The sequence below is a fragment of the Sorangium sp. So ce726 genome, from assembly GCF_051521405.1.
Lineage (GTDB): Bacteria > Myxococcota_A > Polyangia > Polyangiales > Polyangiaceae > Sorangium.
In genome coordinates, this window is sequence record NZ_CP150349.1 from 7,268,453 (window position 1) to 7,294,619 (window position 26,167).

General features: G+C 71.8%; 24 protein-coding genes. 7 read left to right on the forward strand and 17 right to left on the reverse strand.

What is annotated here, in order from left to right:
* Window positions 1-14 precede the first annotated feature (14 nt).
* Window positions 15-791 (reverse strand): chlorite dismutase family protein, encoded by a 777-nt coding sequence (locus WME79_RS27100; RefSeq protein ID WP_437520487.1) that lies wholly within the window; start codon window positions 789-791, stop codon window positions 15-17.
* Between the two features lie 484 nt (window positions 792-1,275).
* Here WME79_RS27100 and WME79_RS27105 point away from each other — a divergent pair, with 484 nt between their 5' ends.
* Together WME79_RS27105 and WME79_RS27110 are read left to right on the forward strand one after the other, a co-directional pair.
* On the forward strand, window positions 1,276-1,881 hold the full coding sequence (locus WME79_RS27105; protein ID WP_272093731.1) for a hypothetical protein: 606 nt from the start codon (window positions 1,276-1,278) through the stop codon (window positions 1,879-1,881).
* Between the two features lie 377 nt (window positions 1,882-2,258).
* A complete protein-coding gene (locus WME79_RS27110) occupies window positions 2,259-2,924 on the forward strand; it encodes a TenA family transcriptional regulator (RefSeq protein ID WP_437520489.1) in 666 nt (221 codons plus the stop codon).
* 521 nt (window positions 2,925-3,445) lie between these two features.
* On the opposite strand, the gene WME79_RS27115 is transcribed toward WME79_RS27110, so the two are convergent.
* From WME79_RS27115 to WME79_RS27135, 5 genes are all read right to left on the reverse strand, one after another.
* Window positions 3,446-3,829 (reverse strand): response regulator transcription factor, encoded by a 384-nt coding sequence (locus WME79_RS27115; RefSeq protein ID WP_437520490.1) that lies wholly within the window; start codon window positions 3,827-3,829, stop codon window positions 3,446-3,448.
* Between the two features lie 405 nt (window positions 3,830-4,234).
* Entirely contained in the window at window positions 4,235-5,845 is a 1,611-nt protein-coding gene (aroB, locus tag WME79_RS27120) for a 3-dehydroquinate synthase (RefSeq protein ID WP_437520492.1), read from the reverse strand.
* A gap of 5 nt (window positions 5,846-5,850) precedes the next feature.
* Complete coding sequence (gene aroC / locus WME79_RS27125; RefSeq protein WP_437520494.1) at window positions 5,851-7,035, reverse strand: chorismate synthase; 1,185 nt, start codon at window positions 7,033-7,035, stop codon at window positions 5,851-5,853.
* 52 nt (window positions 7,036-7,087) lie between these two features.
* Window positions 7,088-8,017 (reverse strand): glutamate racemase, encoded by a 930-nt coding sequence (gene murI / locus WME79_RS27130; protein ID WP_437520496.1) that lies wholly within the window; start codon window positions 8,015-8,017, stop codon window positions 7,088-7,090.
* Window positions 8,014-9,387: a homoserine dehydrogenase gene (locus WME79_RS27135; protein ID WP_437520498.1), complete on the reverse strand. Its 1,374-nt coding sequence runs from the start codon at window positions 9,385-9,387 to the stop codon at window positions 8,014-8,016. The genes murI and WME79_RS27135 overlap by 4 nt, the downstream gene beginning before the upstream one ends.
* 80 nt (window positions 9,388-9,467) lie before the next feature.
* Between WME79_RS27135 and WME79_RS27140 the strand changes: the two genes are divergently transcribed.
* From WME79_RS27140 to ribA, 3 genes are all read left to right on the forward strand, one after another.
* Complete coding sequence (locus tag WME79_RS27140; protein WP_437520499.1) at window positions 9,468-11,396, forward strand: type VI secretion system contractile sheath domain-containing protein; 1,929 nt, start codon at window positions 9,468-9,470, stop codon at window positions 11,394-11,396.
* A 589-nt stretch (window positions 11,397-11,985) separates the two neighbouring features.
* On the forward strand, window positions 11,986-13,437 hold the full coding sequence (locus tag WME79_RS27145; RefSeq protein WP_437520500.1) for an NAD(P)/FAD-dependent oxidoreductase: 1,452 nt from the start codon (window positions 11,986-11,988) through the stop codon (window positions 13,435-13,437).
* Between the two features lie 233 nt (window positions 13,438-13,670).
* The gene (ribA, locus tag WME79_RS27150; protein WP_437520502.1) at window positions 13,671-14,438 is read left to right on the forward strand and encodes a GTP cyclohydrolase II; all 768 of its coding nucleotides are present in this window, start codon (window positions 13,671-13,673) and stop codon (window positions 14,436-14,438) included.
* Window positions 14,439-14,545: 107 nt separating this feature from the next.
* Here the strand turns inward: ribA and WME79_RS27155 are convergent, their stop codons facing one another.
* From WME79_RS27155 to WME79_RS27165, 3 genes are all read right to left on the reverse strand, one after another.
* Window positions 14,546-15,055 carry a hypothetical protein gene (locus WME79_RS27155; RefSeq protein ID WP_437520504.1) on the reverse strand — a complete coding sequence of 170 codons (510 nt, stop codon included), beginning with the start codon at window positions 15,053-15,055 and terminating at the stop codon, window positions 14,546-14,548.
* A 287-nt stretch (window positions 15,056-15,342) separates the two neighbouring features.
* Window positions 15,343-16,206, reverse strand: a complete 864-nt coding sequence (locus WME79_RS27160; protein WP_437520506.1) for a phosphatase PAP2 family protein — start codon at window positions 16,204-16,206, stop codon at window positions 15,343-15,345.
* Between the two features lie 52 nt (window positions 16,207-16,258).
* Window positions 16,259-16,912, reverse strand: coding sequence for a TetR/AcrR family transcriptional regulator (locus WME79_RS27165; RefSeq protein ID WP_437520508.1), 654 nt, complete (start codon window positions 16,910-16,912; stop codon window positions 16,259-16,261).
* A gap of 249 nt (window positions 16,913-17,161) precedes the next feature.
* Here WME79_RS27165 and WME79_RS27170 point away from each other — a divergent pair, with 249 nt between their 5' ends.
* Entirely contained in the window at window positions 17,162-18,382 is a 1,221-nt protein-coding gene (locus WME79_RS27170) for an acyl-CoA dehydrogenase family protein (RefSeq protein ID WP_437520510.1), read from the forward strand.
* Window positions 18,383-18,393: 11 nt separating this feature from the next.
* Here WME79_RS27170 and WME79_RS27175 read toward each other — a convergent pair whose 3' ends face one another.
* The 5 genes from WME79_RS27175 to WME79_RS27195 all read right to left on the reverse strand — a co-directional run bounded on the left by WME79_RS27175 (window position 18,394) and on the right by WME79_RS27195 (window position 22,062).
* Window positions 18,394-19,353 (reverse strand): phosphotransferase enzyme family protein, encoded by a 960-nt coding sequence (locus tag WME79_RS27175; protein WP_437520512.1) that lies wholly within the window; start codon window positions 19,351-19,353, stop codon window positions 18,394-18,396.
* A 38-nt stretch (window positions 19,354-19,391) separates the two neighbouring features.
* Entirely contained in the window at window positions 19,392-19,880 is a 489-nt protein-coding gene (locus tag WME79_RS27180) for a hypothetical protein (RefSeq protein ID WP_437520514.1), read from the reverse strand.
* Between the two features lie 141 nt (window positions 19,881-20,021).
* Window positions 20,022-20,594, reverse strand: coding sequence for a glutathione S-transferase family protein (locus WME79_RS27185; RefSeq protein ID WP_437520516.1), 573 nt, complete (start codon window positions 20,592-20,594; stop codon window positions 20,022-20,024).
* A gap of 103 nt (window positions 20,595-20,697) precedes the next feature.
* Window positions 20,698-21,375 carry a class I SAM-dependent methyltransferase gene (locus tag WME79_RS27190; RefSeq protein WP_437520518.1) on the reverse strand — a complete coding sequence of 226 codons (678 nt, stop codon included), beginning with the start codon at window positions 21,373-21,375 and terminating at the stop codon, window positions 20,698-20,700.
* A gap of 204 nt (window positions 21,376-21,579) precedes the next feature.
* Window positions 21,580-22,062 (reverse strand): DUF1348 family protein, encoded by a 483-nt coding sequence (locus WME79_RS27195; protein ID WP_437520520.1) that lies wholly within the window; start codon window positions 22,060-22,062, stop codon window positions 21,580-21,582.
* 270 nt (window positions 22,063-22,332) lie between these two features.
* Here WME79_RS27195 and WME79_RS27200 point away from each other — a divergent pair, with 270 nt between their 5' ends.
* Window positions 22,333-22,725 (forward strand): MAPEG family protein, encoded by a 393-nt coding sequence (locus tag WME79_RS27200; protein WP_437520522.1) that lies wholly within the window; start codon window positions 22,333-22,335, stop codon window positions 22,723-22,725.
* A 22-nt stretch (window positions 22,726-22,747) separates the two neighbouring features.
* Here WME79_RS27200 and WME79_RS27205 read toward each other — a convergent pair whose 3' ends face one another.
* From WME79_RS27205 to WME79_RS27215, 3 genes are all read right to left on the reverse strand, one after another.
* A complete protein-coding gene (locus WME79_RS27205) occupies window positions 22,748-23,824 on the reverse strand; it encodes an MBL fold metallo-hydrolase (RefSeq protein WP_437520524.1) in 1,077 nt (358 codons plus the stop codon).
* Window positions 23,821-24,396, reverse strand: coding sequence for a TetR/AcrR family transcriptional regulator (locus tag WME79_RS27210; RefSeq protein WP_437520526.1), 576 nt, complete (start codon window positions 24,394-24,396; stop codon window positions 23,821-23,823). Before WME79_RS27210 ends, WME79_RS27205 begins: the two co-directional genes overlap by 4 nt.
* A gap of 107 nt (window positions 24,397-24,503) precedes the next feature.
* Window positions 24,504-26,054, reverse strand: coding sequence for a dockerin (locus WME79_RS27215; RefSeq protein ID WP_437520528.1), 1,551 nt, complete (start codon window positions 26,052-26,054; stop codon window positions 24,504-24,506).
* Window positions 26,055-26,167: the final 113 nt, after the last annotated feature.

The window sequence follows — 26,167 nt, forward strand, 5'->3', positions numbered from 1 at the left end:
GGGGAGCGCTCCCGTCAGCCGCCCGGGCTGCGGAAGGCGGCGCGGCCGACGAAGAACGGGCCCATCTGGCTGATGAACTCCGAGGTCTGGCGGGTCTTCCGCATCGTCTGCACGATGTGGGAGAGCGGGTGGAGCTCCTTGCCGACGAGCCCGATCACGAACTCGTTGTCGCGGGCGTCGAGGCCGTGGCACGCGAGGCGGATGTCGTGGGCGAGGTCCTGGGCGCCGTAGGCCCTGCCGATGGTGCCGTGCTCGCGCAGGATGCTCCCTTGCTCGCGCCCCTCGAGCTTGGAGAACGCGCCGCTGCGGCGGAGCGGATACCACACCGCCCATGGCCAGGCGGGGTTCAAGACGGTCTCCGCGGGGCGCCGGAGCAGCCAGAAGTCGAGATCCTGCTCGTAGCCGGTCGAGTACGTGCGCCCCAGCATCGTGAAATCGGGGCGAAGCTCCAGGGCCCTGAGCTCGTTGCGGTTGAGCGCCGGGCGGACGGTCTGGACAAAGACGGCGGGGTCCTCTGCCCACGTGAGCACAGCGATCCCGCGGGGATCGTTGATGTCCTCGTAGACGACCGCGCCGACGCGCTGCGACGAGAGCGCCTGGCCGGCTGCGCGGGTCAGCTCCGCCGGATCGGCGTCGCCGGAGCAACGGAACACGAGCAGCTGCATGAACAGCCGGCGGTCGATGACCTGCGGCCGGCCGTCGCGCGGCGCCCCCCGCTCGGTGACGTCGATGTGCGGCAGCTCGGGCTCCGCGTGGCCGGCGGCGGGCCGGCCCGTGGTGGGTTCGCTCATGGGCGTAGGGGTACCGAGGTTCGCGGAGGACGGCAACTGCAAGGCGCAGCACCTCCGCAGGCCGCGCGCAGCCCCCGCCGCGAGCGCCCGTCGCCGCCGCGAGCCCCCGTCGCCGCGACGAGCGCCCGTCGACGGCCACGACGACCGATGGGCGCGGAACGAAATCACGTAATACGCATTACATCATTGCGCACGCTGACGTCTGCGGCGGTCGCCCAAGGCTTGGCATCTCGGGTCGAAAGGAGAGCTGGACAACCGGCGTGATCTTGCCCAGGGCCACGTCGGCTCGTGTCGTACGGCTGCTCCCACGTAATCATCTCTTGCCATCGAGCCCGACTCACGCTCCCCTGCAAGGTACAACCACGACTCCTGGAGTTGTCCCGACGACGTGCTCCCCGGCAGGGTTTCCCGCCCGAGGGCACGTGCGCCGCGCCCGCGATCGGGCTCAGCTTCGCCGGGGCCTTCCCGCCGTAGGTTCGCCGCGATGAAGACGCACGAGACGAAGACCAAGACCTCGATCCCCGCCGGCAGATGCAAAGGAACGTTGCTGGTCAACCTCCGGTCGTTCGTCACGACGAACCGCGACGCCGGTGCATGGGAGCGCCTGGTGACGTCGCTGCCCAAGTCAGACCGGGACGTACTCTATCAGCCGCTGCTGGTGAGCAGCTGGTATCCGATCGGCGTCTGGAACCGGGCCCTGCGAACGCACGTGCGGACTGCGAGCGACCAGGCCGCAGAGATCAAGCGGTTTGCCCGCTACGTCGCGGATCGCGACCTCAATACGGTGTTGAAGTTCGCGCTCTCGATCGCCATGCCCGACACGATCGTCGCCCGGACTGGAATGTTCTGGTCGCGCTACTTCGACTCCGGGAAGGTCTTCCCGCGCATGGTGAAGCCGCGGGAATGGGTGTTGACCATTACAGGCCCGACCGGCGACGACGAGGGGCCCTCCGCGATGAACTGCGGAGAAGGTGTCTGCGGCTGGGTGGAGCAGGCGCTCCTCCTGTGCGGCGCGTCCACCCCAAAGGTAACCCACCAGCGGTGCCGGTTCCGAGGCGCGACCGAGTGCCTCTCCGAGGTCGTATGGTGAGCGACCTGAGCGAGATCGGCCCTTGTGTCGTCGCGGCTGCGCCCGCGTTTGTCTATTGACTTGCTCCTTCACCCTGATCCAAACTGGATGCAGGCGGGACACATGTACACGAAGCCTCTCATGGTGAGGTCGTCGTGCTGGCCCTTTTTTCTGTCGTGCTCGGGGGTCAGCATCGTGCCTGCGCCGCGGATTGTCTCCTGACGGCCGCTGGCCGGTCAGACTGAGGCGATTCGGTGGGGTAGAGACCGGCGGGCAGCCACGAGGGAGATTGACCCAGCAACCCTCCAGGTAATTTCATGTTGTCACCTCGCTCGCAGCGGCACAAGGAAGTCAAGGACAGCCTTAAGGCGACGCCGCATCCGGTCTGGATCGAAGACATGCTCGAGTCCCTGGCCGACCAGTGGAAGGCCGCGGTCTACACGCCGCCGATCGCGCGAACGCTGACGGAGCCGGTCGATCACGAGACCTGGAGCGTGCTCCTCCGGGAGTTCTTCTGCGTGGTCGAGGCGTTCCCGAAGTACATGGGGCTCAGCCTTGCCAAGACGACGTATGGCCAGTCACCGCGCGACTTCCTGGTGCGCGACTGGCTCATCGGCAACATCCGGGTCGAGGCGCTGCACGTGCGCTGGTACCTCGACTGGGCGGCGGGGCACGGGATCAGCACCGCGGAGATCACGAGCCACCGCCCGAGCCCGGAGGTCGCGTCGCTCTTCGACTGGCTCTGGTCGATCTCCTACCGTGGCTCCCTCGCGGAAGCGGTCGGCGCCGTGAACTACGCGATCGAGGGGATCACCGGCGAGTGGTCTCGCGTGGTGATGCCGGCCTTCACGAAGCTCTACGGCGAGGGGAGCAAGTCGCTGACGTGGCTCGCGGCGCACGCGAACTACGATGACGCGCACCCGCGCGAGGCGCTCGAGATCGTCAAGCTCGCGACCACCTCTGGCGAGGAGATGCGCCGGGTGCAGTCGAGCATCACCCGCTCCCTCGAGCTGTTCGAGCGCGCCTTCAAGGCCCTCAGCGTCCCGAGCCGCAGCGGCAGCTGACCCGGCCTCCCGGCAGCGCCCCGCCGCTGCGCCGGCCCCCCGACGGAGATACGAGATCTCCGAAGAAACCTCATAGACCTCAAGGCGAGCGCCGCACGGCGCCGGCGCGTGACCGCGTCAGAAACCATCGTGACTCCTGGCTCACCCCACGGCGCAGCACGCGAGAAACGGCCCGTTTGGACGAGAGAAACCTCGAACATGCCGAGATCGCCAATCGGTCTTCTCCCCTTCGCTTGGCCTCTTCAGCGTTCGACTCATTGACCAGCACGGCCCCCGCCGCGGGTTCCGAAGCGAAGCTTCGCTGAAACAGCCCTCGTCCACCGCCGCCCCCGCCGCAAAGCCCCAGCCAGCCCCGCTCCCTGCAGCGGCTCCCCCCGCCCCGCTGTCTGCCGTGGCAGAGCGGCGGTCTCTCGCACAGGAGACGGGCCCAGATCGGCGTTTTCGGCGCGCAGGCGCACTCCGGTGCGCTGAGCACCGAAAACGCCGAGGTGGGCCCGTATCCGAAGCGAGTGACCGCCGCTCTAACGGCCGTAGACGGCTTTGCGGACCTTTTTCTTGAGATCGTCGAGCACGAAGGGCTTCGTGATGTAATGGCGTGCGCCCGCCTGGATGCCGGCGATGACGTCCATCGGATCCGACTTGGCGGTCAGGAAGATGATCGGCACCCGGCGCGTTGCCTCGTGCTCGCGGAGCCGCTTCGTCATGCTCACCCCGTCGAGCTTCGGCATCATGATGTCCACGATCAGCAGATCGGGCCGCGGCTCCTGCTGGGCCAGCGCGAGCCCCTCGACCCCGTTCGTCGCGACCACGGTGTCGAACTCGTCGCCGAGGAACCGGGCGATCATCGCCGCCGTGTCCTGCTCGTCCTCCACCACCAGGATTCTCTTCTTCGTCGCGGTCACCATCGGCGCCGGGAAAGATAGCGCGGAGCGGACGACGCGGGCGGTGTGCCGGGATTTTTTTCCGAAGAACGTTGGAAACGCATCGATTTTATTCACCGGCAGCGCAAGCGCCGTCTGCGCCGGAGGCGCTCAGCGACGTGGCCCTGCGGCGCTGGCGCGCAGGGGTTTCGCCCGGAGCAGGGCTGTCTCAGGCAGACCGCTCGGCCTCGAAAAGGACCGACCGCGACGGCGCCGACACGCCTCCTGCCGAGCCGCCCCGCGGAAAACCATGCGGCGTCCAGCTCGGCCTGCGCCGGAGAGCGCCGCCTGGAGCGTTCGCCGAGCACGCAGCCCCGAAAGGCACCGCGGGAGCGAGCGCCCGGGACCGAACGCGGTCGCGCGTCCGGAGGCGGTCGTGGCGTGAAGGGATCAGGTCGCGCCGGCGGCCGCTCTCTCGAGGAGCGAGGCGAGGCGATCGAGCGGCATCGGCTCCACGAACGTGCTGCCGATGTCCCGCATCAGCACCGTCCGGACCGACGAACCCCGGCGCTTCTTGTCGAGCGACAGGAAGCGCAGCGCGGCGGAGACCGGCTCGTCCTCGATCCGGGTGGGCAGACCGAGCCGCGCGAGCAGGCGGGTCACCCGGTCGGCCGCCCCGCGGTCGGTCACGCCGAGCGCGCAGCCGACGCGGAAGATGGCCACCATGCCGAGCGCCACGGCCTCGCCGTGGGCCAGCCGGACGAACCCGCCCTCGGCCTCGAGGGCGTGCCCGAGCGTGTGGCCGAGGTTCAGGAGGGCGCGGTCGCCCGACTCACGCTCGTCGCGGGCGACGATGGCCGCCTTCACGGCGATCGAGCGGCGGATGATCTCGGCGAGCACGCCGGGGTCGCGCGCGAGGACGTGGTCGGCCTCGCGCTCGACCAGCGTGAGCAGCTCCGGATCGCCGATGCAGGCCGACTTCACCACCTCCGCGAACCCGCTCCGGTAGGCGCGGTCGGTCTCGGTGGCGAGCGCCGCCGGGCTCGCGACGACCGCGGACGGCTGGTGGAACGTGCCGACGGCGTTCTTCGCGGGCCCGAGGTCGACCCCGGTTTTTCCGCCAACCGAGGCGTCGACCATCGACAGGAGCGTGGTCGGCGCCGCGACCCAGCGGACGCCCCGCAGCAGCGTGGACGCAACGAATCCGCCGATGTCGGTGACTACCCCACCGCCGTGCGCGAGCACCACCGCGCCGCGGTCGGCGCCGGCGTCGATCATCGCCGTCAGCGCCGCCTCGACGGCCGCGAGCCGCTTGTGCTCCTCGCCGGGCTTGAGCACCGTGACGGCCGCGGCCGGCGTCCCCTGCGCCGCGAGCGCGGCGAGCAGCGGCGCGCCCCAGAGGCGGCTCACGTTCTCGTCCGTGACGACGAAGACGGCCGTCGGCGCGAGCGCGGCGATGGCGTCCGCCGTGGACGCCGCCCCGTCGGAGGCGATGCGCACCGCGTAGCTCTTGTCGCCGAGCGGCACGAAGAGCGGGCGATCCGCGTAGGCGCGGAGGACCCGCGCCGCGACGTCCGCGGGGGAGACGCCGTCGGTGACGACGCGCGCGTGGGCGTCGGCATAGACGGGGGCGCGCGCGGCCAGGAGCTCGCGGATGCGGGCCTCGCGATCCGGCGCGCCGTCGAGGAGCGGGCGGTTGCCGTTCGGCGTGCGCGCGGCGATCGTGCGCGGGGTGGCGGTGAGCGCGACGACGCAGCCGCGCTCGAGCGCTTCGGCGCGGAGCGCGGGATCGACCAGGGCGCCGCCGCCGAGGGCGATGATGCGCGGGCCGCGCGCCGCGAGGAGCCGGCGCAGGGTCGCCGCCTCCAGCGCGCGGAAGCCAGCCTCGCCGCGCGTGGCGAAGAGCGACGGGACGCTCTCGCCGGCGTCCTCCACGATGGCGTCGTCGAGATCGAGGAACGGGAGCCCCGTGCGCGCGGCGGCGATGCGGCCCACGGTGGACTTGCCTGCCCCCATGAAGCCGGTGAGCAGGAGCGGAGGTGCGTCGGGAGGGAATTCCATGGCCTTCAGTAAGAGCGGACCTGCTGGAGGTAGCTGTCGACGTTGCGCGAGAGCTCCGTGAGGCTGTCGCCGCCGAATTTCTCGAGCAGGGCAGCGGCGAGCGTGATCGACACCATCGCCTCACCGACGACCGAGGCGGCCGCGACGGCGCAGACGTCGCTGCGCTCGAAGGCGGCGTCGAACTGCTCCTTGGTGCGCACGTCGACCGACGGGAGCGCGCGCTTGAGCGTCGCGATCGGCTTCATGGCGGCGCGGCAGATGAGCGGCATGCCGTTCGTGATGCCGCCCTCGAGGCCGCCGGCGCGGTTCGACGGGCGGGTGAACGCGTGCGCCCCCTGATCGTAGGCGATCGGGTCGTGCACCTCGGAGCCCGAGATGCGCGCGGCCTCGAAGCCGATGCCGATCTCGACGCCCTTGATCGCCTGGATGCTCATCAGCGCCTGCGCGAGCCGGCCGTCGAGCTTGCGGTCCCACTGCACGTGGCTCCCGAGCCCGGGCGGCAGGCCCGTCGCGATCACCTCGAAGACGCCGCCGAGCGTGTCGCCCCGGTGCGCGGCCTCGCGGATGGCGTCGCGCATCGCCTGCGCGGCGGCGGCGTCGACGCACGCGAGATCGGAGGCGCGGGCGCGCTCCCGGAGCTCGGCGAGCGGGAGCTCACCCCCGCCCGAGGCGGCCGAGGTCGGCGACGTCACAGGGCCGATCGACAGGACGTGGGCGAAGACCTCGACGCCGACAGACCGGAGGAGCTTGCGGCAGACGCCGCCCACCGCGACCCGCGCCGCGGTCTCGCGCGCGCTCGCCCGCTCGAGCACGTCGCGCAGGTCCCGCCGGGCGTACTTCAGGCCGCCGGCCAGATCCGCGTGGCCGGGGCGCGGGCGGGTCAGCGCCTCGGGCGGCTCGGGGAACGGCTCGGGGCCCATCCGCCCGGCCCAGCTCGCGTGATCGCGGTTCTCGATCACCATGGCGATGGGGCCACCGAGCGTCTCGCCGCCGCGCACGCCGGCGACGAGGCGGACGCGATCGGTCTCGATCTTCATCCGCCCGCCGCGCCCGTAGCCGCGCTGGCGCCGCGCCAGATCCTCGTCGATGTCCTCGGCAAGGAGCGGCATGCCCGCCGGAATACCCTCGACGGTCGCCACGAGCTCCGGCCCGTGCGACTCACCGGCCGAAAGCCACCTGAGCTGCGTCATCGTGTGGAAAACCTCCTCTGCGCCCAGAGCCCCGGGCGAAGCTTGCTGCGTATTACAGGTCGATCTGCTCCACGTCGACGCCTTGGGCGGAAAAATTGGAAGGATGGCCAGCGGCATCCCCGCCAACCTGCGTCGGGGAGCGGACAGCGGCGCCAACCTGGGTCGAGGAGTGAACGGCGCCGTCCGCGACGACCGGCTCCCCGAGGAACCTGGCCGCCACGGTGGCGAAGCTCTTCGGTAGATCCGTGACGAGGAGCGAGAGGCCGCCCGGAGTGCTCCGGGAGGTCGCGAGCCCCCGCTCGGCGAGGAACGAGGCCACCTCCTCCGCGGTCGCCGACGCGCTGTCGACGATCGGGAGGGGGCCGCCGGCGAGCGACGCCGTCTCGGCCTCGATCGCGGCGCGGAGGAGCGGGAAGTGCGTGCACCCGAGCACGATCGAGCGGGCGCCCGCGCCGATGAGCGGCTCCAGGTAGCGCCGCGAGACGAGCCGCGGGACCTCGCCCTCGACCCATCCCTCCTCCGCCAGCGACACGAGCAGCGGGGCCGCCTGGCCAGCGACCTCGGTGCGGGTGCTGAGCGACGCCACGGCGCGGGGATAGGCGCCGGACGCGATGGTCCCGGCCGTCCCGAGCACGCCGATCGTCGCGCCGCGTGACGCGGCGACGGCGGCGCGGGCGCCGGGCAGGATGACCCCGAGGACAGGCAGATCCAGCTCGACCCGGAGCATGTCGATCGCGACGGCGCTCACCGTGTTGCACGCGACCACGATCGCCTTGACGCCGCGGCCGATGAGCACGCGCGCGCAGCCGAGCGCGTAGCGGACCACCGTCTCCGGCGACCGCGTGCCGTAGGGGACGCGCGCCGTGTCGCCCAGGTAGACGATGTCCTCCGCCGGGCAGCGCCTGCGCAGCGCGCGCACGACCGTGAGGCCGCCGAGGCCGGAGTCGAACACGCCGAGCGGCGCGTCGCTGTGGGACGTCACGGCTCCTCGATGCGGAACAGGTGCACCGGCTCGCGGAGGAACTGCTCGCGCGCGATCGCGTCGAGCGCGTTCCGCACGAGCCCCTCCCGCGCGTCGTGCGTGATGAGCACGACGTCCACCGCGGGCTGACGAGCGGGCGCCGCGCCCGAGCTCGAGTTCGTCGGCCCCTGCTGCACGATCTGCTCAATGCTGACGCCCGCGTCGCCGAGCGCGCCGGCGAGGCGCCCCATGACGCCGGGCCGGTCCTCGACCGCGAAGCGCAGGTAGTACCGGGAGACGATCTCGCTGAGCGGGCGGACCGGGCGGGGCTTGATCGACATGCCGCGGCCCTGCATGCCCGCGACGCCCGACGCGATCGAGCGCGCGACGTCGAGGATGTCGGAGACGACGCTGACCGCGGTCGGCAGGTCGCCAGCGCCGCGGCCGTAGACGAGCGACGGGCCGACGGCGCGCCCCTCGAGCAGCACGGCGTTGAGCACGCCGGAGACGTTGGCGAGCACGCTCTCCTTCGGGATCAGCGTGGGGTGCACGCGCAGCTCGATGGAATCGCCGAGGTCGCGGCCGATCGCCAGGTGCTTGATGGTGTAGCCGAACCGATCGGCGTAGCGGTGGTCGGCCTCCTCGATGGTCCGGATCCCGGACGTGTGCACGTCGGCGCTGTCGACCTGGGCCCCGAAGGCGAGCATCGCCAGGACGATCAGCTTGTGCGCGGCGTCGTGGCCGTCGACGTCGAGCGACGGGTCGGCCTCGGCGTAGCCGAGCGCCTGCGCTTCGCGCAGCGCGGCGTCGAACGACGCGCCCGTGTCGCGCATGCGGGTGAGGATGTAGTTGCAGGTGCCGTTCAGGATCGCGGTGACGCGCTCGACCCAGTCGCTCGCAAACGCGTCCCGGAGCGTCCGGATGATCGGGATGCCGCCGCCGACCGCCCCCTCGAACGCGAGATCGACCTGGCGCGCCGAGGCCCGCGCGAGGAGCGCGGGGCCGTGGGCGGCGAGCAGCAGCTTGTTCGCGGTGACCACGCCCTTGCCGCGGTCGATGGCGCGCTCGATCAGCGCGCGCGCGGGCGTGTCACCGCCCATCACCTCGACGACGACGTCGATCGCGGGGTCGTCGACGACCTCCTCGGGGTTCGTGGTGAGCAGGTCGCGATCCAGGGCGGCGACGCGCTCCTTCTCGAGGTCGCGCACGACAACGCGCTTCACGACGAGGGGGACGCCTGCGCGCTCCGCCAGATAACCGGAGTTCTCGGCCAGGAGGCGCAGGACGCCGCCGCCGACCGTCCCGCAGCCGAGGAGCCCGATCTGGATCGGGGCGCCCCCGCGAAGGCGCCTGCGATCGCTGGCGGCGTGGGGTTCAGGGTTCAAGTTCAAGGGCGGACCGCCTTCCGTCTTCATGCGCGCGGAGCTTAGCGCTTCTCGCGCCGATAGGTGACGCCTATGCTGCGCTGGCCATGACGGAAAAGGGCGTTCTGGGCGACGAGTTCAGGTTCCACGTGGGCGAGGACGGGGGCGCCGTGGAGCGGGGGCCGCTGCTCCCGTTGCGCGTGCTCGTCGTCGCCGATCTCACCCCGCGCGATCCGCACAACGCCGGCGCGAGCCCGCCCTCGGGCGCGATCCGCGTCGACGCGAGCCGCTTCGATAACCTCTTCACGATGCTCCGGCCGCGGCTCGCGATCGAGGTGCCGAGCGTGCTCGCGGCGGGCCGGGCGGTGCGCGTCGACCTCGCGCCCGCCGGGCTGAAGAGCTTCCGGCCCGACGCGCTGTGCGCCGAGGTGCCGCTGCTGCGCTCGCTGCTCGACGGCCGCCGGGTCCTGGATCGGCTGCGCGACGGCTCGGCCACGCTCGACCAGGCGCGCGCCGAGCTCGATCGGCTCTGGGGCGGCTCCCCGCTGGTGCGCGACATCCTGGGCCTCCTGCCGGAGCGCCGGGACGCCTCGCCCGACCGCTCCGCGGCGCCCGCTGCGAACCGGCCCGCGGCGCCGGCGCCCGCGCCCGGCTCGGACGTGGACGCGCTGCTCTCGATGGTCGACCTCGGCGGGGGCGAGGGCGCCGACGCGGCGCCTCCACCCGCAACGCCAGGCAGCCTCGATCAGAAGCCGGCGGAGGCCGGGCGGTTCTCGGAGTTCATCGCGACCGTGGCGGCGAGCGCCCGCCCGCGCGCGGGCCAGCCCGCTCGGCCAGCGGAGGCGATCGCGCAGCTCGAGCGCGCGATCGGCGCGCAGCTCGGCGCGATCCTGCAGCACCCCGAGGTGCGGCGCATCGAGGAGGCGTGGCGCGGGCTGAGCCTGCTCGTGGATCGCGCGAAGGCGGCGGAGGGCGTCCGGTTCGACGTCGTCAGCGCGCGCCCGGACGAGGCGGCTTCCGCGCTCGTGCGGGTGCTCGCGCAGACGGCGAGCTCCGAGCCGCCGGCGTCGGTCGCCATCGTGGACGTCGCGATCGACGGCAGCGCCGCGTCGCTCGCGCGGCTGGAGGAGATCGCGCGCGTCGCCGAGGCGCACGCGCTCCCCGCCGTGGTGAACGGCGACGCGCGCCTGCTCGGGGTCGACGATCTCGGCGGCGTCGAGCGGCTCGACAACAAGGCCGCGCTGTTCCGGGCGCCGCACCGCGCGCCGTGGCGCTCCGCTGCAGCGCGGCATGGCGCGCGGTGGGTCGCGATCGCGATGAACCGCGTGCTCGGCCGGCTTCCGTACGACCGGTCGACCTCCCGGATCCGGGAAGCGGCGATCGCCGAGCAGCCCGGCGATGAGGGCGGCCGCGTCTGGATCTCGCCGGCGTACGTCGTCGGCGCGCTGATCGCGGGGAGCTTCCGCGAGACGACGTGGCCCTGCCGCGTCACGGGCGCGAAGGGCGGCGGCACGCTCGGGGATCTGCCGGTGCACGAGGTCAAGGGCGCGTACGAGGGCGAAGAGGGCGTCGCGATCCCGACCGAGGCGTTCGTGTCGACGGACACCCAGCGCGAGCTCTCGAAGAGCGGCGTGCTCCTGCTCGCGTCGGCCCCGAACAGCGACGCGGTGTACGTCCTCGCCGCGCCGACGGCCTACGTCCCGCCGGAGAAGCTCACGTACGACAGCCCCACGGCCGAGCCGGAGGAGCGCCTCGAGCGCGTCTCGCTCGTCGATCAGCTCTTCGTCGCGCGCGTCGTCCAGTTCCTGCGCGCGCTCTGCTCGAAGCTGCCCCCGGACAGCGATCCGGCGGAGGTCCAGCCCGTCGTCGAGGGTGCCCTCTGGGCGCTGTTCGAGAATGCGCCGCCCGCCAGCGTCGAGCTCACCGTGAAGGCGGGCCGCGGCGAGGGCGGCGCGCAGATCGCGGTCACGGTGCGCCCGCGCCGCTTCCTCGGCGTCGGGCTCGACGAGGTGTCGCTCGAGATGCCGCTCGGCTGAGCCCACGGCCCCGGATTGACGCCGCCCGGCGCGCGGGGGAGGATCGCCGGCATGCGGCTCCGCGTCGCGATCCTCCTCGCTGTCCTGAGCACCCTCGTGACCACGTGCCAGCGGCCGGCAGCGCCGCAGGCCCCGACGTCCGACTGCGGCTGCCGCAAGAAGTAGCCCGGCGCCCATCGCTGGGGACGACGGGTCACGTCGCGCGGCTCCGGGCGCATGGCATTGTAATGCCTGTCGTTCGCTTCTCGCGAAGACGCGAGGACCGGATCGTGAGAGGTGCTCTCTCTCACACGCGCCGCGGAGCGGCCAGCCGCCAGCGGGGGGCGGCGCCCCGATACGGCCTCTCCGCGCCTGTCGCACCGGAGGCCCTGCTTTGATGGCGACGAAGAGCGCAGGAGTGATCGTCGCTTTCATCTCGACGGAGCGCGCCGAGTTGCGTAGTTGCGCAGCTGCTCAGTCGGGCCCTGGCGCGTTGCGCGTGATGTGCGCGGCGCGCGCAACGCGCGTTGATCGCCTCATCACGAAGCGAGCATTGCGCCGGCCTTGCAATCTTCAGGGACGGCCCGAGGATTGCAATCCTGGCGGCTTCATGAAGCCTTGCACCCAGGAGGACATCCGCTCCAATCGCCCGTTCGCCGGCCGCAGGGCGGTGGTGATCGGTGGGAGCATCGGGGGCCTGGTCGCAGCCCGCGTGCTCGCCGACCATTTCGGCGAGGTGGCCGTCATCGAGCGCGACGCCATCCCGGATGACCTCCGCGAGGCCCGCAAGGGCGTGCCCCAGGCTCGCCAGCTCCACGGGCTGCTCGCCCAGGGAGAGCGCATCCTGAACGACCTGTTCCCCGGCTTCACCGGGGAATTGCTCCAGGACGGAGCCGTCGCGTACGACTTCGGGCTCGGCCTGGCGTGGCACCACCACGGCGCCTGGAAGCCGCGCTTCGAGACGGGGGTGCGGACCGTGTGCATGACCCGTCCGCTGCTCGAGGCGCACGTGCGCCGCCGCGCGTTCGCGCTGCCGAGAGTGCGGCGCCTGGACCAGCGCGAGGTGGTGGAGCTCTCGGCGTCTCCCGATCGCTCCCGGATCACGGGCGTCGTGGTCCGGCAACGCGACGAGGGGGGCCAGATCGAGCAGCTGCCGGCGGAGCTCGTGGTGGACGCCAGCGGGCGCGGCTCGCGCGCGCCGGCGTGGCTCGAGGCGCTCGGCTACCGGCGGCCCGACGAGTCGACCATCCAGGTCCGGGTGGGGTATGCCAGCCGGCAGTACCGGCCGCGGGATCCGGCGCAGCTCCCGTGGAAGTCGCTGTACGTCCTCGGCTCGCCGTCCGACAGCCGGCGGTTCGGCTGCATCGCGCCGATCGAGGGCGGGCGCTGGATCGTGGTGCTGGCGGGCCTGTTCGGCGATCACCCGCCCGCCGATCCCGAGGGCTTCCTGGAGTTCGCCCGGGGCCTGCCCAACGACGCGCTCTACCGGGCGCTGCTCGGGGCCGAGCCGGTGACGGACGTCGCCGTCTCCAAGTTCCCGGCGCACCTCCGGCGGCACTACGAGCGGATGGCGCGGATGCCCGAGGGGCTCGCCGTGCTGGGCGACGCGCTCGCCAGCTTCAACCCCGTTTACGGCCAGGGGATGACGTCGGCCTGCCTCCAGGCGCTGGCGCTCGACGCCGCGCTCAAGGAGCAGCGCCGCCGCGCGGGGCGCGGCGCGATCGCGGGCCTCACCCGCCGCTACCACGCCGCCGCGGCGAGGGCGGTCGACCTGCCGTGGCGGATGTCCACGGGCGAAGATCTCGCCTACCCCGAGACCCGGGGCCGGCGGCCGTTCCTCCAGCCGATCATGCGCTGGTACACCGGGATGCTGCACCGGGCCGCGCAGGTCGATCGCGAGGTCTACGTGCGCTTCGTGCGTGCGCTGCACATGCTCGACGGGCCGGAGGCGCTCCTGGATCCTCGCCTGATCCTGCGCGTGCTGCGCGCGGGGCGCTCGGGGTCGCTGCCCGAGGTGGCCGCGGCCGGCGCGGCCCACCGAGGGCACCCCGAAGACGCCTGAACAGCTGAGTCCGCCGCTTCGCTCCGGCGCGTGACGGCGGCGACGGCTTCGCGCCGCGCGAGGGCCGGTGTCGGCAGGACGAACGAGCCGTGATGCCGTTGACAGGCCTCCTCCGGCCGAGGGCCGCCCCGCGCGGCGGCGGGGCGTTGCCTGGTCGTCGTGTTCTGGTAAGAAGTGCGCGCCTTTACCCACGACGGATCGGCTCGCAAGGAGGCTCCTTGCGGAGGCAGGACATGACCGACTCGATGAACCCGCTGCTGGAGCTCGTCGCCCGCGATCGAGAGCACGACTGCAATGGGGTTGGCCACGTGAACGTCTGCGTGCGGGTGGTCGGCGTCGCCGAGCTGCCGACGCGCGCCGGCCACTTCCGCATCGTCGCGTTCTGGAACAACCGAGACGCGAAGGAGCACATCGCGATGGTGCACGGCGACGTCATCGGCGCCTCGAACGTGCCAACGCGGCTGCACTCCGAGTGCCTGACAGGCGACGTCATGGGCTCGCTGCGCTGCGACTGCCGCGATCAGCTCCTCGAAGGGTTGAAGAAGATCCAGAGCATGGATCGGGGCATCCTGCTCTATCTGCGCCAGGAGGGCCGAGGGATCGGGCTCATCAACAAGATCCGGGCGTACGCGCTGCAGGACCAGGGGCTCGACACGGTCGAGGCGAACCTGGCGCTCGGCTTCAGGGACGATGAGCGCGACTACGCCGTCGCGGCGCACATGCTGCGCAGCCTGAACGTGAGATCGATCGAGCTCATCACGAACAACCCCAACAAGGTCCAGCAGCTGACGCAATACGGAGTCTCCGTGGCCGGGCGCATCCCGCACGTGATACCGCCGAACGATCACAACCGCTTCTACCTGGAGACCAAGGCGAAGCGATCGGGGCATTTCATCGACACGTGGGGCAAGCCGCACCTGGTCGAGCAGAGCGATCCGGTCGTGGTCGACGGGATGTCGCCGCCGGAATCCGAGCCGGCCGAGCCGGCGCCCGCGGGCTGAGCCCCCGCGGGCGCGGGGGCCCAGGCTCAGCAGCCGTTGCGACCGCGAGCCTCCATCGATGCCCGTCCGGCGTTATGGGGGCGCCGCGAGGCGGTATCGAGATCGTCTCATGGCGCGGCGCCGGTCAGGCGGCGAACCCGGTCCGCGTGGGGGCTCGCCGGGAAATGCGAGAGGAACGCCCCGGCGCGGGTGCGCGCCTGGTCGGCGCGCCCGCTGCGCAGCAGCGCGTCGATCGCGACGATCTCCCGGTCGGCCGCGAGGCGCCCCTCCGGGAACTCGGCCCGGTGCTCGTCGAGCAGGGCGAGCGGCGCCTCCGGCGATCGCGCGAACACCGCCCTGATCTCCGCGAGCCGCCCGGCCTCCCGGATCAGCTCGTCGCGCTCCAGCAGCGCAGCCGCTGTCGCGGCGGACCGAAGCGTGGGCTCGCCCTGACCGGCGATCCCCTGGGGCAGCTCCCCGTCCACGCCGGGCGCGGACCGAGGCGGCAGCTCGGCGCTGGGCGCCGCCACGGGCGCCCCGAGCGCTTGATCGCTGCAACCTGCGAGGAGGGCGAGGAGCGGGGCGGCGAGGCCTCCCGCGATCCACCGGGTGTGTGACGAATGGTGAACGACATGCATGTCGTCGACTCCTTCATGGGGCCGAGCTGACGGAACCCCGTCGAGACGGGCCCGCGAAAGCGCGCGTGCCCATTGCGGGACCGCAGCTCGCCGTCGCCATGGCCGCCAGGGCGGCACGGCGTATTCGACGTAGTGAGCTAGCGCTCCAGCAACGACGGCCCGAGCGCCAGCATTCCTAGCTGACAGGCGTAGTGTAAAAATGAACTATCGGTTTGTCAACACTGCTTACTTACGCCGTCCGAACGCAGCGCTGCCACTTGCCGATCGCCGAATTTGCCCTACTCGGCTCAGAATGCGCCGGCGACGCCCACGCCTGCGCCGCCGCGCGCAGGCGCGAGCGAGAGGCGAAAACGGTGCGTGCCGGGACTGGCAACGCCCGGGCGCGGGGCATGAAACAGAGCCGGGATGAGCACGCCGGAGGCGGCGCCGAATACGGCGCCCGTGAGCACATCGGTGAAATAATGGCGATCGCCGGCGATGCGCAGGTAGCCGGAGAGCGCGGCGATCGCCATTCCGTTCGCCCATACCCACGGCGCCGCGCGATAGCCGCGCATCGACGCCACGGTGCCGCTCGCGGCGGCGAGAGAGAAGACGGCCGTGGAGTGGCCGGAGAAGAACGAGAGATCGTCGTCGTGCGGGAGGGGGCCCGAGGTGCCCTCGCCCGCGCGGAGCACATCCAGGTTGTCGTGATGGGCATAGGGCCGCTGGCGGCCGACGATGTACTTGGTGATCTGGTTCAGGTTCATCGCCACCACCATCGCTTCGGTCACGATCACGAGATCGGCGGCGATGTTGTCGGAGCGGCCGTCGTACCACGCGGCGAGCGCTGTGAGGCCCAGCGCCGCGGCGGGCGCGACGCCGAGGACCATCACGTTGCTGACATCATGAGCGGTGTTCGGATTGCCTCTCCAGACCAGCGCGTCGCGGATCGACGTATCGAGGGAGTTGGCCTCGCACCAGCGGCACGACTCGGGGGCGAGGCCCTTCTTCGCGAACTCGGAGGCGATCCATCCGGCGCCGCCGACGACGGTGATGGGCAGATCGATCTCGGGCCGGTACGTGAGCTCGGGAGACGGGTCGGCGGCGGCGGACGGCGAGGACGAGACGGCGACGAGGAAGGCAGACAGGGCGAGCGCGGCGGGGGCACGCATGAGGGGCGCGAGCGTAGCCGGGGCCGAGGGGCACGGGAATCCGTCGCGGACGTCAGGCGCGCGACGGTCCCGGCGCGGCGAGGAGCAGCCCGTCGAGCAGGCGCGCGTGGGCGTCGTCGACCAGGCTCCGGAGCGCCGCCGGCCCGGCCTTGGCCAGGGCCCCCGACGCCGCGAGGGTCGCGAGGCCGTGGTGCATCGCCCAGATCGGGACCGCGAGCGCCCACGGGTCGCCGGGCGGAAACGCGCGGGCGCGCTGCGCCTCCTCGATGAACCCGAGGAGCACCCCCAGGTTCTGCGAGGTGGCCGCCGCGACCCGCGGGTCGTCCACGTCCACCTCGCCGGAGTACATGACGTGGAAGGGCGCGGGGTGCTCCAGCGCGAAGGCGACGTAGGCGAAGCCGGCGGCCAGGAAGCGCGCCCGGAGGTCGCCCCCGGCGCCCTCGAGGGCGGCCGAGATCCGCGCGCCGAGCGCCGCGCTCGCCTGGACGGCGAGCTCCGTCATCAGGGCGCGCTTGTCCGCGAAATGGCGGTAAGGCGCGGCGTGCGAGACGCCGATGCGCCGCGCGACCTCGCGCAGCGTGAAGCTCGCGTTCCCTTGCTCCTCGATGAGCGAGAGCGCCTCCTCCAGCACGGCGCGCCGGAGGTCGCCGTGGTGGTAGGGCCTGTCGACGGGGCGCGACGCGGGCGCGGGTGAGGCGCGCGACACGGTTGCGGGTGAGGTGTGCGCGCGCGGACGGCGGCGCCTTGCGGGGGAAGCCACAGCGCAGGCGCACGATACCACGAAGACCGCGGTCCCACCGACCCGCGGGGCGCAGGGCCGCGAGCTCAGGAGCTGCAGGCGGTCGCGAAGAAAATGTAGGCAGTGGAAACTTTCCCCATGTTGTCAGTGTCATCATCGGTCGCGCGGGCGGCCGGTGGCCGGCGCGCTGCACCTGATCCAGGAAAGGAGCCCCGTATGTCCGAGCCCCGTCGATCCCCCGAGCGCGAACGCCTCCTCGCCACCGTGGAGCGCGTCCGCGGCGTCGCCACCGCCCACGCCGAGGCGTCCGAGCGGCTGCGCACGCTCGCGCCCGCGGTCGTCGACGCCCTGCAATCGAGCGGCCTGCTCGCGATGGCCGCGCCGCGCGCCCTCGGCGGCGTCGAGAGCGACCCGCTGACGCAGGTCGAGGTCTTCGAGGCGATGGCGCGCGCGGACGCGTCGGCGGGGTGGTCGCTGATGATCAGCGCGCTGCTCGCCGCGCTCGCCGGGGGCACCCTGCCGGACGAGGGGGCCCGCCAGGTGTTCGCAGGGCCGTTCCCGACGTTCGCGGGGCTTCAGATTCCGACCGGCCTCGCGCGGCGCGTCTCCGGCGGGTATGTGCTCGAGGGCCGCTGGGCCTTCGGCAGCGGCGTGCGGCACGCGTCGTGGGTGTTCACATGCGCCATCGTGGCGCCGGAGGGCGGAGCTCCTCCGGCGGGGCCGCCCGAGATGATCAGCCTCGCTGTCCCGCGCGAGCAGGTGGTGATCGAGGACACGTGGGACGTGGCCGGCCTGCGCGGCACGGGGAGCGACCACTACCGGATCGAGGGCGCGCTCGTGCCCGAGGCGCGGACGTGCCCCTTCCCGGCGGCTCCTCAGCGGCGCGGCGGCGCGCTGGCTTCGCTGCCGTTGCTGGCCCTGCTCGCGGCCGGTCACGTCGGCTTCCCGCTCGGCGTCGGACGGCGTGCGCTCGACGAGATCGCCGCCGTCGCCCCGCGCCGTGTGAAGGCGTGGCCGCAGCTCGCGCTGGGCAGCCACGCGGCCTTCCACATGGACCTAGGGCGCGCGGAGGCGAAGCTCGCGGCGGCGCGGGCCTATGCGTTCGATGCGCTCGGGCGGATGTGGGATCAGGCGCGCGCTGGAGAGGCGCTCTCGATCGACGACTGGGCGGCGATCCGGCTCGTCCAGACGTATGTGACCGACGTCGCCGCGGAGGTCACGGGCTTCGCCTACCGGGCCGGCGGCGGGAGCGCGCTCTACGCGGCGAGCCCGCTGCAGCGGTGCTTCCGGGACATCCATGCGGCGACGCAGCACATCGCCGCGACCGACGACGCCTACGAGTTCGCGGGGCGCGCGCGGCTCGGGATCGCCGAGCTGCACCCGATGCTCGCGCCGCGGCCGCCCGCGGGCGGCGGGCCGGCTCGCCAGGGCAGCTGAGCGACGCGCTCTCAGCCAGCCTCCGGCCACGCCGACTGATCGCCGAGGATGCGCGGCTTGTGGCGCTCCAGATAAGCGCGACACCAGGCGTCAGGCGCCTCGCGCCGGCTGACCCGGCGGATCGCCGTGTAGAGCACGAGCTCGCGCAGCTTCATGAACCGGTCCATCTCCGCCAGCCACCGCGCGGAGAGCACGTTCTCCCGGGCGTAGCCGTCCAGGAACCTGTCACGGAACATCCGGAGGAGCTCGGGGGGCCGCCCGGGGCCGAGCGGGTCGATCGCGACATAGAAGAGGACGATCCCGAGATCGCTCGCGAACCATTCATAGGCGCAATCGTCGAAATCGATCAGCGTCAGCGCGCCGCCGTCCTTGAGCACGTTCCCGAAGTGGGCGTCCGTGTGCACCAGGCCGAAGGCGTCGCGATCCGTCGGCAAGGCCCGGAGCTCCGCGATGAGCCGCTGGAGCCGACCGCCGATCGGGTCGCGCTCGTCCTCCGGCAAGAGCTCCCGCGCGCTGGTGAAGTCGCCGTCCTCATGCCACGCATGACGCCGCCTCGCCGACGGCGGAACATACAGCTTGGTCGCGGCGTGAAGTCGCCCCAGGAGCCGCCCCCAGGCGGTCGCCACGTCCGGCGTCAGATCGTCGGCAGAGAGCGGCGCGCCGGGCGCCTTCACGTACGCGCGCACGCAGACGACCTGGCCGGGCCCTCCGAGCAACGCCGCGTAGCTGCCGTCGGCGGCCCGGATCGCCGGGGCGGCGCGGACGCCCTGTGCCGTCAGGTACTCCAGCCATTCGCACTCCGCCTCGACCGCGTCCGGGGACCTGCGCCCGGGATCCCCGATCTTCAGGACGAAGGTACCGTCGCACCGCCGCGCTTCGAAGACGTGGCTCTCGAAGCCGCCGATAGACCGGCAGGTCGCCGGATCGAGGCCATAGAGCGCAAGAGCGCGATCGAGGAGGGCGGGATCCACGGGAGTCGTATCGCCCACTTCAGAGGGCAGCCCCGCGGTCAGGGATGGCTGCCTTCCGGCGGGCACGCGACCCTCTGGGGCGGCGGCGGGTTGCACATGACGACCACGGGAGGGCCTCCGTTGCGAGAAGGCTGAGGCGGCGGGCAGGTGTTCGGGAAAAACTGCCTGCACGTGCCGTCCGGGACCCGGATCACCCTCCCCCCCTGCGCGGGTTGCGGAAGCGGTCCCTCCTCGCCCTGCGCCGCCGTCGCCCCCGCGCCGTGCGACGCGCCGGATGCGGCCGGCGCCGGCGTCGTCCCGGCGTCCTGCGACGTCTCCGGAGCCGCCGCGTCCTGCGTCTCCGTCGTCCCGGCGTCGCTGGGCGCGACGGCATCCCCCACGCCCGACGAAGTCGTCAGCGGGAGATCCAGGCGCGGCGGGTTATCGGACGGCGGCTGGGCCGTGGCGCAAGCCGCCGCGCCGCCGGCCACCGTGACGACGAATGAGGACGCGAGCACGCGGCGGCGCCGGCGTGACGAGAGCTTCATGGAGACCATCCTAGACCGCTGGCCCGACCCACGTCACCCGAACGGCGATCGCTGCCGCGCGCTCCGCGCGCGACGTGGCGCAGCGCCACCGAGCTCGGCGAGGTCGTCAACCTCGTCCACCTCGGCCAGGCGCTTCACTCATTACTTCATCTTCATCGCGTGCGGACGCGCCTGCAAGCGATCGACGTAGGCCTCCAGCCTGGGCCGCCCCGTCGCATTTCCCCACAGGCGTGCCCACATGAACATCGAGCCGATCATCACATCGGCCGCGGTGAACCAGTCGCCGAACAGATAAGGCCCGTCCCCGATCTCGCCTTCAATCACGTCCATGACCGTGGCGAAATCCGTCCAGCCCCGCTGGGGTTGCGTCTCGAGCTTCATCAGGTGGTCGCCCATCGACGGCTCGAGCTGCGACGTCGAGTAGACCATCAGCGACAGATAACGCCCCCGCTGCGGCTCGCCGATCCGCGGCGCCAGCCTGGCCTCGGGAAATTTGTCCGCCAGATAAAGACAGATCGCCGCGTTCTCGAAGAGCCTGGTGTCGCCGTCCACCAGCGCGGGCAGCTTGCCAGCCGGGTTGATCTTCAAGAACTCCGGCGTCTTGTGCTCCCGCTTCTCGAGGCTGACGGGGACGAGCTCGTACGTGGCACCGCACTCATCCAGCATCCACTTGGTGATCGCTGCACGGCTCTGGGGGTTGTAGTAGAGCTTCATTGCAATCTCCCTCGCAGGGTTGATGGGACGGCCCGGAGCACCGTAGAGTATGCCTCGATGCCGAGCGTTGTTAAGGAACAGGAACCGCTGATGAGGACGTTGCTCATGTCCCAGGCGGATGGCGTGCCGTGCGCCTGAGCTGCACGGACAGGAGCCGCGGCGGGTCGCTCCTGACCGCCTCCGCGTCGCGCCACTCGCCCAGGTGAACGAGCTCGAACCCGGCCCCGAGGCCCCCGTTCACGTACTGTGACACGTCATGCAGGAACGCGGTCACCCGCTCGGGCTGGCCCGTCTCGGGGTTGACGAAATTGGCCTGGCCCCCGCGCATCTGTCGCACAGGGTGCAGCTCGCACAGAAAGAGCTCTCCTCCCGCGCGCAAGACGCGGGCAGCCTCGGCGAAGACAGCGTCGATGTGCTCGATATGCTCCAGCACGAGCATGGCAATCACGACGTCCGACGAGCCCTCCGCGAGGGGCCAGGTAACGCGGATGTCGTGCTGTACGAACTGGACGCGGGGAGAACACACGCGGGCCCTCGCGCGACGCAACATCCCCTCGGAGAAATCCAGCGCGAGGACGCTCCTCGCGTGCTCGTCGAGCCACTGCGTGTTGCGCCCGGTGCCGCAGCCGATCTCGAGCACGTCCCTGCCGGCCAGCGCCAGGCCGCGCTGCCGGAGAACCTCGGCCGCCAGCTCGCGGGTCCGGTTGAAATCGTCATCGTACGTCGCGGCCCAGCGATCGTAGGCCGTGGCGATCTCGGGCTTGTCTGAAGAGCTGGACATGAGCTCGCTCGGCATCCTGTGTCGTTCACCCGCCCAAGGACACGCCGTCAACCAGGATCGCGAAGGCCTCCCGGTCAGCCGAACGCCCTCGACGCTGGGGAAGTCTATCGGGGGGACGGCGGCCGTGTCAACAGCACATCATCCGAGCATTCCAGTGGCGAGCCCTACCGCAGAGGCAATCTCGGACCGGTGCAGCGACAACCGCTACAAGCTGAGCTCGCTCAGCCCCGGATGCTCGTCGGGTCGCCGCCCGAGCGGCCAGTGGAACTTCCGCTCCTCTGCCGCGATCCGCACGTCATTGATGCTCGCCTCGCGCCGCCGCATCAGCCCCTGCGCATCGAACTCCCACTGCTCGTTGCCATGGGACCGGTACCAGTTCCCGCTGTCGTCGTGCCATTCATAGGCGAAGCGCACCGCGATCCGGTCCCCGGTGAATGCCCAGACCTCCTTGATCAGGCGGTAGTCCAGCTCCCGCTGCCATTTGCGGTGCAAAAACGCCTCGATCGCCGCCCGCCCCTGGAAGAACTCCGCCCGGTTCCGCCAGCGGCTATCAACGGTATATGCCTGGGCCACGCGCGCGGGATCCCGACTGTTCCAAGCATCCTCCGCCAGCCGCGCTTTCCGCGCGGCGGTCTCGGCGGTGAAGGGCGGCAGCGGCGGGCGCGACACGACAGGATCTTCGCTCAAGGTGCACCTGAACGAACCTTCCTCGAATCGCCCATCCCCGGCAACCCCTTTTCACGCGGAGCTCCCGAGGGCCGTACCGCGGACCGGCCGCTCCCGTCCTGCCACCGGCGCGCGTCCGTCGCTGGAGCGCGCCGCCCCCGCGGGATCGCCCTGCCCGCTCCGGCGCAGGCGCCGTGGGAGCGGCCGCGACGCTTGGCGCTCGCGCTGGCGGCGGGAGCTCGTTAGAGTCGCTCCGCGCTCCGAGGAGCCTGCGCGCTCGAAAGGGATCAGATGACCATTCCGTTGACTTGCGTCTTCATCTCACTTGTCTTGATCTACGTGCCCCGCCTGTTCGTCGCCAGGGCGCAGGCGCAGCAGCCCGAGGGCCTGGACAACCGCAACCCGCGCGACCAGCAGGCCAAGCTCACCGGCGTCGGGCGGCGTGCCCTCGCCGCCCACCAGAACGCCTTCGAGGGGTTTGCCCCCTTCGCCGCCGGCGTCTTCACGGCCCACCTCGCGGGCGCCGACGCTCGCTGGAGCGCCATCCTCGCCGTCGCCCATGTCGCCGCGCGCGGGCTCTATCTCGTCATGTACCTCGGCGACAAGGCCTCTGCCCGGAGCATGGTCTGGTTCGTCGGTTTTGCCACCACCGTGGGCCTCTTCCTCCTGAAGTGGCTGGTCTGAACGGCGCGGCGGCGCCGCGGGCTCAGCGCGGCAGGGGCATCCACGCGCCGTCCGTCGGGACGTGGACATGCGCGGGCAGGCTCTTCGTGGCGGCGCGCTGGGTGAACGCCGTCACCGGCTCGCGGTAGTGGGCGAACGTGGTGTGGTGGATGGGGATCACGTGGCGGGCGCGGAGCAGCGCGGCGGCGGCGACCGCCTCCTCCGCGTCCATCGTGCGGAGGCCGCGCGCGCCGTCGACGCCGACCGCGCCCAGGTGTGGCAGCCAGAGATCGATGGGCGCAAAGCGAGCCGCCACCGCGCGCATCGGCTCGGTGAAGACCGAATCGCCGGTCCAGTAGACCGAATAGGGCGCCGCGCCCTCCCAGCGGAGCACATACCCGTTGCCCTTGCCGAGCGTCGCGTCGAGCGCCGCATCGTGGGAGTGGTTCGCCGGGACGGCGAGGATCCGCAGGCGACCGGCGCGGGTCGGGAGGACGGCCTCGTTGTCCCAATCGAGCGGCGTCAGCTTCGTGAATCCGGCGGCGCGCGCCGCCTCGACCGCGTCGGGAGGGAGGACGAAGGTGACGTCCTTCGGGAGCGTCTCCTTCGCGACAGCGTCGAAATGATCAGCATGGTTGTGGCTGAGGAGGATGACGTCGAGGTGCCCGAGCGGCTCCGCAGGAGGATCGGTATAGCGGGCGACAGGCGCGTTCTCGACGCCGGTCGACGGGTGTTTGGGGAGCACGAACGCCGCTGGGCCGCGCGGGCCAAGGACGGGATCGGTGAGCAGCCGGAGGCCGTCGCGCTCGAGGATCGCCGTCGGGCCGCCGCGCCACTGGAGGCGCCCGCTCGAGGCCTCCTCCGCAGCGGCCGTGCCGGCCGGCGGCGCGCTCGCGGCCGCCGTGCCAGCCGGCGGCGCGCTGGCTCCGCCGCGGTCCGGCGAAGCACAGGCCGTCAGGGAGAGCGCGAGCAGCGCGGCGATGATCGACCCCACGGGCGCTCGCGGCTTGCGCCGGCGACCTGTCGAGGGCGCGCCTGCGCCGGGCTCCGCCCCGGCGGGCTGCGGGAGCTGCTCTGCACGTCCATTCCACCTGCTCGGGACACGCGTGATCCGGTTCATCGTCGTCGCCTTCCTGGCCGCGTTGTTGCGATGAGGTTCTCGGCGAGGGACCGCGCGCGCGCGGCGGCGCCCGGTCCCCCCTCGCGGACGGCGGTCACGATCGCGCCGTCGATCAGCAACAGGAGCTGCGACGCCAGCGCGTCGGCAGCCGGCACGCCGGCCTCGCGCAAGAGCCGCTCGAAATAGTCGATGAGCCGCTGCTTGTGGCGCTGCGCGGCCTCGTGCGCGGGGTGGCTCCGGCTCGCGACCTCGACCATCGTGTTGAGGAACGCGCAGCCGCGAAAGTCGTCCGCGGCGAACAGCTCGGCGAGCGCGTCGAAGACCGCGAGCGGCCGGTCCCGCGGATCGTCCGCGAGCGCCTCGACTCGCCCGGCCAGCCACTCGCGAAAGCGCGCGTCGCGCGCGTCGAGCACCGCCACGAGCAGGTCGTCCTTCGTCGGAAAGTGGCGGTAGAAGGTGGCCTTGGCGACGTCCGCCTCGGCGATCAAGCGATCGACGCCGACGGCGCGATACCCCTCGGCGTAGAAGAGGCGCTCAGCGACCTCGAGGATGTGACGCCTGGCGTCCCGCACGACGCTGATCTAGACAGACAGGTCTGTCTTGTCAAGCGTGCGGAGATGCACCTGCGGGCCGCCGCCCGCAGGCTCTCCTGTCTGAACGCCGCGCCGGAGGCGCCCCGTCAGGGGACGTTCAGCTCGAACGCGACGCTGTAATTCGGTTGGGCCTTGCCCGTCGTCGAGCCGACGAACGGATCGGAGTCGCGCAGCTGACCCCAGCGGATCGTGCCGCCCGTCATCGACGTCCCGTCGGTCGTCATCGCATAACCGACCATCACGCCGGACGCGGGGAGGTTCCGCGCGGTGATCTGCACCGAATCGCCGGAGATCTCCACGCCGCTGATCTGGATCCGGGAGTTGCCGCTCCAGAGCTCGAAGCCGCGGCCCTGCGCCCACTCCGTGAACGCGGTCTGGTGGGGAGACGGCAGCGCGCTGTCCCAGGCGAGCGGCGGCACCGGGACATGGAAGTGCACGGTGACGACGTTGCCGCTGCGCTCGACGCGCGTCGGCTGGAGCGGCTGCCAGTCCTTCCCGAGGACGACCTTCTCGAAGTAGATCTGGCCGAATTTCTCGCCGAGCTGCTGGTACCCGTTCGCGTTCAGGTGGATGTGATCGTTCGCATACGGATACTGGTACTTCGGGCCCGAGCAGACGATATCGCCCGGGTGATCCACGCCCACGCGCCATTGCGCCTGCGTCGACGTCGACCGCGTCCCGGCGTCGGTGTGCACCGAGTTCTGCTGGGACACGAGCAGCGGGATGCTCCGCGACTGGCCGGTGATCCGGAGGAGATCTTGGTTGTAGTCGGACCACAGCTTTACCAGGTCGTCCCCGTAGGTCGCGCTGCCGGCGTCGGCCTCGCCATGCGTGATCACGATGGCGCCGACGCCGTACGTCTTGCCGGCCTCCCTGGCGAGGCGCGCGATGGCCTCCGCCTCGAACAGCGTCGCCGCGTAGGCGCGGCCCATCGACGTGTCGCCCGTGGTCGTCTGGGTGGCGCCCTTCCGGAGCACCGTCATCGGCTGCCCGCTCTCCCCGACGACCGTGTGCACCGTGATGTGATCGCCGCCCGCGGCTGCCTCGGCGAGGGACGAGATCTGGTCGGCCATCGCCGTGTGCGGCGTCTCGCCATAGATGTTCTTCGGATAAGCGCTGGGGTACGTGGTCGCGAACGCGCGGATCGGCTCGACGAGCGGCACCAGGGAGAGGGCCGCGTTCGCCGCATCGAAGGGGGGCACGCTGGCGTTCCCGAGGGACAGCTTGAGGTTGTGAAAGCGCTGCGTCGTGGTGCGGGGCGGCGTGCCCTCCGCGCCGACCGAGAGACTCTGTCCCGTGCCGACGATGCCGCTCCAGTCCCAGAGCGGCGCCGGCGGCGCGCCGCCGCCTCCTTCGCCAGCGCCGCCGGCGCCGCCGGTGCCTGCCGCGCCGCCGCCCCCTTCGCCAGCGCCGCCGGTGCCCGCCGCGCCGCCGGAGCCGCTCGCGCTGCTCGTCGCGCCCTGACCGCCGGCGCCGCCGGAGCCGCTCGCGCTCGCGCTGCTCGTCGCGCCTTGACCGCCGGCGCCCTGACCGCCGGCGCCAGAGGACGACCCGTCCGACGAGTCGCATCCGAACGCCGCGAGGAGGAGAGCGAGCGTGCCTGACGAACCAAGGCTCAAGAACGAAGATTGTCGCATGTTGGCTCCTTGCCGCTGCACGAGCGGGTCGGGTGATTGCGCGGCCCGGAGCGTTGATCGTCAGGCCGCGTGGTGGAAACCACGACCGGCCATAGCACGGAGGCGCAGAAAAA

Excerpts from the sequence above, each read along its gene's own strand:
- WME79_RS27100 (WP_437520487.1), bottom strand. The coding sequence starts at position 791 with ATGAGCGAACCCACCACGGGCCGGCCCGCCGCCGGCCACGCGGAGCCC.
- WME79_RS27105 (WP_272093731.1), top strand. The coding sequence starts at position 1,276 with ATGAAGACGCACGAGACGAAGACCAAGACCTCGATCCCCGCCGGCAGA.
- WME79_RS27110 (WP_437520489.1), top strand. The coding sequence starts at position 2,259 with ATGCTCGAGTCCCTGGCCGACCAGTGGAAGGCCGCGGTCTACACGCCG.
- WME79_RS27115 (WP_437520490.1), bottom strand. The coding sequence starts at position 3,829 with ATGGTGACCGCGACGAAGAAGAGAATCCTGGTGGTGGAGGACGAGCAG.
- aroB (WP_437520492.1), bottom strand. The coding sequence starts at position 5,845 with ATGGAATTCCCTCCCGACGCACCTCCGCTCCTGCTCACCGGCTTCATG.
- aroC (WP_437520494.1), bottom strand. The coding sequence starts at position 7,035 with ATGACGCAGCTCAGGTGGCTTTCGGCCGGTGAGTCGCACGGGCCGGAG.
- WME79_RS27140 (WP_437520499.1), top strand. The coding sequence starts at position 9,468 with ATGACGGAAAAGGGCGTTCTGGGCGACGAGTTCAGGTTCCACGTGGGC.
- WME79_RS27145 (WP_437520500.1), top strand. The coding sequence starts at position 11,986 with ATGAAGCCTTGCACCCAGGAGGACATCCGCTCCAATCGCCCGTTCGCC.
- ribA (WP_437520502.1), top strand. The coding sequence starts at position 13,671 with ATGACCGACTCGATGAACCCGCTGCTGGAGCTCGTCGCCCGCGATCGA.
- WME79_RS27155 (WP_437520504.1), bottom strand. The coding sequence starts at position 15,055 with ATGCATGTCGTTCACCATTCGTCACACACCCGGTGGATCGCGGGAGGC.
- WME79_RS27160 (WP_437520506.1), bottom strand. The coding sequence starts at position 16,206 with ATGCGTGCCCCCGCCGCGCTCGCCCTGTCTGCCTTCCTCGTCGCCGTC.
- WME79_RS27170 (WP_437520510.1), top strand. The coding sequence starts at position 17,162 with ATGTCCGAGCCCCGTCGATCCCCCGAGCGCGAACGCCTCCTCGCCACC.
- WME79_RS27180 (WP_437520514.1), bottom strand. The coding sequence starts at position 19,880 with ATGAAGCTCTCGTCACGCCGGCGCCGCCGCGTGCTCGCGTCCTCATTC.
- WME79_RS27185 (WP_437520516.1), bottom strand. The coding sequence starts at position 20,594 with ATGAAGCTCTACTACAACCCCCAGAGCCGTGCAGCGATCACCAAGTGG.
- WME79_RS27190 (WP_437520518.1), bottom strand. The coding sequence starts at position 21,375 with ATGTCCAGCTCTTCAGACAAGCCCGAGATCGCCACGGCCTACGATCGC.
- WME79_RS27200 (WP_437520522.1), top strand. The coding sequence starts at position 22,333 with ATGACCATTCCGTTGACTTGCGTCTTCATCTCACTTGTCTTGATCTAC.
- WME79_RS27205 (WP_437520524.1), bottom strand. The coding sequence starts at position 23,824 with ATGAACCGGATCACGCGTGTCCCGAGCAGGTGGAATGGACGTGCAGAG.
- WME79_RS27215 (WP_437520528.1), bottom strand. The coding sequence starts at position 26,054 with ATGCGACAATCTTCGTTCTTGAGCCTTGGTTCGTCAGGCACGCTCGCT.